The organism is Paenibacillus sp. tmac-D7 (genome assembly GCF_006519665.1).
Taxonomy (GTDB): Bacteria; Bacillota; Bacilli; order Paenibacillales; family NBRC-103111; genus Paenibacillus_G; species Paenibacillus_G validus.
The window spans coordinates 1-2,175 of sequence record NZ_VIDW01000102.1; the positions used below are offsets into that span (position 1 = coordinate 1).

A 2,175-nucleotide genomic window follows, 5' to 3' on the forward strand; every position below is an offset into this window, starting at 1 on the left:
AAGATACCGGCTTTTGCCGGGGTGTTTTATAAGGTTATTCGAGAAGGTTACACTTTTTACTTGACAGTCTCGCTTTGACGAAGATGGAGGGCTTTTCTGGACAAAGGAAAAGCCCCTTCCGCTGAACCAATAGCGGAAGGGGCTGCGCTTAAAAAATGCTTCTCGGTCTCCTAGTTAAAGGAGAGTTCTACGCTGCCGACGCGCTTCCTGTTGTCCAGTTTGATTCCTAACATGACATGATCAATTTGGGAATCGTCCTCCTCCATTCTATCCAACTTCGACAAGCCGTCGTTCGGCCGTAGACCTATCCGCACTATATGATGCATGCGCTCTGCTGGAGCGGGTGTATCGGGCGATTAGATTAATCCGGGGAACAGTGCCATAAGTGACGCCGAAAAATTGGTTGTGGAAAGTTCGTCTCGCCATATATTCGCCCTGTTCCTGACCGTTGTGATGATAGATAATTCACATATAGATATGGATAATAAGCTATTCGTGCAGTTCATCAATACGAAGTTATATGAAATCCAATAACAATATAAAAGACAAGGGGAATCTTCTGATGATTTGGGAGTCATCGTACTGGAAAGATGATTTGTTGGCACTCTCAGAGAAAATTAATATAAAGTATCGTACTACCTCTTTCACAGAAGAACTTTCCGTAGAATTTGAAAAAGATATTATGATTTCTCTATATTCAATACGGAAACTTATTGAAGCCTATAAACTATCTTCAAATACCAAAAGTATTCAATTAGAAGTAAAATCCTACAGAAATTTGAAAAGTGTAACTTTACTAAATTGGCATCGAATTGAAGAACTTTTTGATTTAGATAATCCGATTAATGAAAAGTTGCAAGTAAACCAGTTTTATAATCAAATCATACACAGTTATATATTTCTCATAGCAACCGATAAAGAAAAAGGGATTGATGGTTTTTTCTTTTGCTCCGATAGAATGAGGAATAAAAAGTTGTATTATATTGAATTAACTTTACTGGATAAATTTTTTGCGATTGTAGGAAACGATTATCCAGCAAAACAAATTTTTGAATATGATGAATCTATTCAAGACTATATGGTCTATTCAAGTACACCAAAGAATACTTGATAGTATTTCATAATGTGGCTGCATCAGATAACAGCGTATGTACGCGGGGAACAAGCGCGAAGTCCACAGGAAGTATTTTCGATGAAGCTGGCTACACGGATAACTCCCCTTGGAAATTCGTGAATCATTATAAGAATTAGATTTCAAAAAAGTTCTCTTACAAGAGGGTTAGTAAAAGAATAAACTAAGAAGGAACTGATGGGAATTATAATTTATGCATTAGGTTTTAGAGACTATTCACTTGAGCATGGACAACAAATTATTATTCAGAAGCATATCACCAAAGAAGAGTACGACAGTCACAATACCTCCTTAGGGGAAGCACATAAAATAAGTGCAATGGATAATGTTCACAATTTGCTTATTAGAAACGGTAATGAATTTTTATCGTATTCCTCAAAAGCAAAAGATTATTTGAAAGTAGATGAGAAAGTAGTATATTTAGAAGCTAATCGATTACTAATCAATTATTTAGCAGCCGTATCAATGTTTATTGATTACGGTGAAAAATATAACAGTAAATATTTTGGAAAGGAACGAATGAAGAAGTTTCAAGAAAAAACAAGTGTTTTTTACGATAGCCACGTTTCCTATCGTTTTATTGCACTTATGAGAAACTATGCTTTACATTACGGCTTTCCCTTGTCAGTAATTCATCAGAGTGAATCTGGCCCAAATGGAATCTTCGCTTCAAGAGAAACATTAATGAAGTTTAAGGCATGGAAACATGCTGCGGAAGATATTAAAAATATGTCTGAATTAATTCCATTGGATATACACGTTGAGATTTCAATGATGTTTATCAAACAACTTTATCAAGATTATATCTATGAAATTGCTCCAACAGTATTAAAAGGAATTGAGTATCTAAACGACCTGATTATAAATAATGGAGGTAAAATCCCTGTACTTGCCACATTTAAAAGCATAGAAGAATTAAAAAAGGGGAACTTATCTGTCAATGTTATAGACGCACAGTCTTTTTACGAGGCTTTAAAAATAATTAAAAATCATCCAAGTATTGAAATTATTGAAAGATAGATGTCGTAGCGAGTGCTCCATCC

2 protein-coding genes are annotated in these 2,175 nt (G+C 35.1%); both read left to right on the forward strand.

Translation table 11 applies throughout. The features are described from left to right. Positions 1-562 precede the first annotated feature (562 nt). Positions 563-1,111, forward strand: a complete 549-nt coding sequence (locus tag FKP33_RS26590; protein ID WP_141336815.1) for a hypothetical protein — start codon at positions 563-565, stop codon at positions 1,109-1,111. A gap of 198 nt (positions 1,112-1,309) precedes the next feature. After that, positions 1,310-2,152 carry a hypothetical protein gene (locus FKP33_RS26595; protein WP_141336816.1) on the forward strand — a complete coding sequence of 281 codons (843 nt, stop codon included), beginning with the start codon at positions 1,310-1,312 and terminating at the stop codon, positions 2,150-2,152. The last annotated feature ends 23 nt before the right edge of the window (positions 2,153-2,175 follow it).

Excerpts from the sequence above, each read along its gene's own strand:
- FKP33_RS26595 (WP_141336816.1), top strand. The coding sequence starts at position 1,310 with ATGGGAATTATAATTTATGCATTAGGTTTTAGAGACTATTCACTTGAG.
- FKP33_RS26590 (WP_141336815.1), top strand. The coding sequence starts at position 563 with ATGATTTGGGAGTCATCGTACTGGAAAGATGATTTGTTGGCACTCTCA.